At 26.3% G+C, this 3303-nt stretch carries 5 protein-coding genes; all 5 read left to right on the top strand.

Translation table 11 applies throughout. The features are described from left to right. Window positions 1–165 precede the first annotated feature (165 nt). Window positions 166–423, top strand: a complete 258-nt coding sequence (locus ACWYN7_RS17120; protein ID WP_462861193.1) for a hypothetical protein — start codon at window positions 166–168, stop codon at window positions 421–423. 59 nt (window positions 424–482) lie between these two features. Next, window positions 483–1220, top strand: coding sequence for a GLPGLI family protein (locus ACWYN7_RS17125; RefSeq protein ID WP_462861194.1), 738 nt, complete (start codon window positions 483–485; stop codon window positions 1218–1220). A 203-nt stretch (window positions 1221–1423) separates the two neighbouring features. Further along, the gene (locus ACWYN7_RS17130) at window positions 1424–1783 is read left to right on the top strand and encodes a hypothetical protein (protein WP_462861195.1); all 360 of its coding nucleotides are present in this window, start codon (window positions 1424–1426) and stop codon (window positions 1781–1783) included. Continuing rightward, complete coding sequence (locus ACWYN7_RS17135) at window positions 1780–2145, top strand: GLPGLI family protein (protein WP_462861196.1); 366 nt, start codon at window positions 1780–1782, stop codon at window positions 2143–2145. Before ACWYN7_RS17130 ends, ACWYN7_RS17135 begins: the two co-directional genes overlap by 4 nt. A gap of 147 nt (window positions 2146–2292) precedes the next feature. Next, entirely contained in the window at window positions 2293–3006 is a 714-nt protein-coding gene (locus ACWYN7_RS17140) for a GLPGLI family protein (protein WP_462861197.1), read from the top strand. The last annotated feature ends 297 nt before the right edge of the window (window positions 3007–3303 follow it).

The raw sequence follows: 3303 nt of genomic DNA on the forward strand, positions 1-3303 counted from the left end.
AATGTATCTTTTAAAACCATTGCCTATGTAAATAAACAAGAACAAGCAGAAGAAGTGTTACAAAAGTACCATTTTTTTTACAAGTTTTTAGGTGTTGTTTACACTTGTTGAATCAACTAAATACACCAAATCATATTTTATAAATCATTTTAAAAATTAGAAAAAATGAAAAAAGTAATTTTAAGTTTAGTATTTGTATTAGCAACAGGTGTTAGTTTTATAAATGCAAATTCATCGAATGATGAATTTTTACCGGTAACAAATGAAGTTATAGATGTTGTTGAAGATTTTGGTTGTGCAAGAGATTGTGTTGATAGGACATTAGAACTTTTTGGAGATTCACCTGGTGACCTTCCCCAACAAGAAATAGTTATGGCACTTTATTTAGAGCAATATGGAAAATGCCTTAAATTTTACTGTTAAAACAAAAAGTAAAGTTGCATTAAATTCTTAGTGCAACTTTTTATAATCTATAAAAGAATATGAAGAAAATACTATTTATTTTGCTCGTTTCATCTTTATCTAGAGTTTGTGGTCAATCCATAAAAAATGGAGAAATAATATATAAAATTAGTGTATCTAAAGAAAATATTAAAGAGTATAATGAGAAAAGAAGAATAAAATTCAAAAATAAGTTTGCAATTAAGTACTGGGATGATTTTTATCAAGAATCTAACTATACTGAAGGAGTCTTGAAGTTTAATGGATTAAAATCATCATATCAAATTAAGAAAAAATTAAAAAATGAAGGAAAAATAAGTTTAACGACATTAGACATTTTCGCTGGAGGTAGAAATACTTATTTTGTTGATATTTTAAAAAAAGAAACAATAGTTCTAGACAGCCGTACATTAGGTGAAAGTTTTTTGATAAGTTATGATTTTCAAAAATGGGAACTGACCCAGAATTTCAGAATAATAAATGGTTACAAGTGTTATTTGGCTAAATCTGAAACAATTGGGGAAAATAAAAAAACTATTTTAGCTTGGTATACTAATGATATCCCAACTACTTTTGGACCAATGTTTTACTCTGGATTACCAGGTTTAATTCTGGAATTAGATGATGGAACTCTAAGTTATAAAGCTAAAAAAATTAAATTAAATAATAAGAAAAAAATTATAATTGAAGAAAAAGGAAATGGTATAAGTATAACAAGAGAAGAATTTTTAAAACTTGCAAAAAAATCTTTTCCAAAAGAGTTATTCAAGAATAAATAATCATAATTTAATAATGTAAAATAGTTGAAAAATGTTTTTTGAAAGTTCAGCCAAAACTATAATGGAAAATGAATCAAGAGACAAAACATACAGGAGGTTATTTGTGTAATAGAATTATAAAGAAAGTAATTTTCTCAATTTTTGAAAATTGAGATTCGTTTTGTAAAAAAAAGCTAAATAATGTGTTTTAAAATCAATTAAAAATGAAGAGTTTAAAATTTTACATCTATTTTTTTTTAAGTATTCACTGTTTTTCTCAAAGTGGAGAAATATTGTATTCTGCAGAAATAATACCTATAGATTACGAAAAAAAACTAAATAATGATACTATTCCTGAAACACAAAAAACTTATTTAAGAAATGTTTTAAAGAAACAGCCAGCAGTGTTGTATCAATTATTTTTTAATGAAAATGAATCTTTTTTTGAAAAACAAAAACCAATGGAAATTGAGAGAAGAGGATTTAATTTAACAGTATCAAAAATGGGTAAAGGTGTCTTTTACACCAATAAATCTCAAAACGTAATTTACATCAAAAAGAATATGTTGGTCAAGAATTTTTGATATCCATAACTCCTTATGATTGGAAATTAACCCAAGAAAAAAAACAAATAGGGAATTATACTTGCTATAAAGCAACTACTAGCAAATTTGTTGAGGGGAGAAATGGAAAAATGGAAAGAAAAGTAATTGCTTGGTACACCAATGAAGTCCCTTTTAATTTTGGGCCAAAAGATTACAATGGTTTACCTGGTTTAATTTTGGAGCTACAAGAAAATATTTTGCTGATAAAAGCTACTAAAATATCATTAAACCAAAAAAAGAAAAAGGTGATTAAAAAGCCAAGTCAAGGTGAAAAAGTAACGTTAAAAGAATATAATGCAATTGTAAAAGAAATGTATAACAGTCGTCGTAAAAGAAATTAAAAACCTCCGCTTGCGGAAATAAGAAATATAAAAATTTTGCAAATAAATGTATCATTTATAACTAATGCTTATGCATTTAACGCTCTCTTTGAAGTTTGTCAAGATGGAGGAGATATAGTTGATCGTATTAATCAAGGATAGATGAGAATGAAAAAAATCTTTATTTACTTAATACTACTGCTAAATACGTTTGTATTTTTTGGACAACAAAAACTCGAATTAAGGCTTATTTACGAAGTTAGCTTAAAACAACATGATTATAAAACGAAATTAAAATCAGGACAAAAAGAATTTAATAAGATTGCCAAAGAATCTGGTAAAAAAACGCTTATCCTTGATGTGAAAGATCATGAAAGTTTTTTTTATTTGAGTTCTAAAATGGAATCTGATGCCCAAAAGAAATTTGATTTACTATCAGTTTTTGTAGGTAATAATAAATATTACTACAATTCTTCCAACAATTTGAGTATCACTGAAAAAATGTTTCTAGGAGAAAATTTCATGATTGTTAAAGAACCAAATTTTAGTTGGAATCTAACTCAAGAACAGTTAGTAATTGGGAAACATAATTGTTACAAAGCAACAGCTATAAAAGAGGTTACCAATAGACTTGGAAAAAAAATACAGAAAGAAATTTTAGTTTGGTATACATTAGAAATTCCTGTAAGAGCAGGTATAAAAGATTTTCAAGGATTGCCAGGTGCAATTGTTTATTTAGAAGCAGAAGGGTTAGTGTATAAGCTTTCTGAAATTATTACCAAACCTGATAATAGTATTCAAATAGAAAAGCCATCAAAAGGAAAAATTGTCACCCAAGAGGAGTTTGATAAAATATTGTTGAGAATAAATAAAGTAAGATAGCATTTTTTTAAATTGAAACTTTCATAAATTATTTTCGTTTTTAAAAAGTAGCGTATTAACTATAAAGTAAATATTTTTCAAACGTGAATAAAAGAAATTGTTATGAAAAAAAATACTACACAAAACCATCAGTCAATGGGTTATGTATTGCATTTGTTTCAACAATAACATAACAATCTCTTTTTTTTCTGTCATTCCTGCGTAGGCAGGAATCTAATCTAAAACAAAAAACCTCCGCTTGCGGAAATAAGAAATATAAAAATCGTGTAAATAAATGTATCACTTAAAACCATTGCC

The sequence above is a fragment of the Polaribacter sp. M10 genome (genome assembly GCF_054968445.1).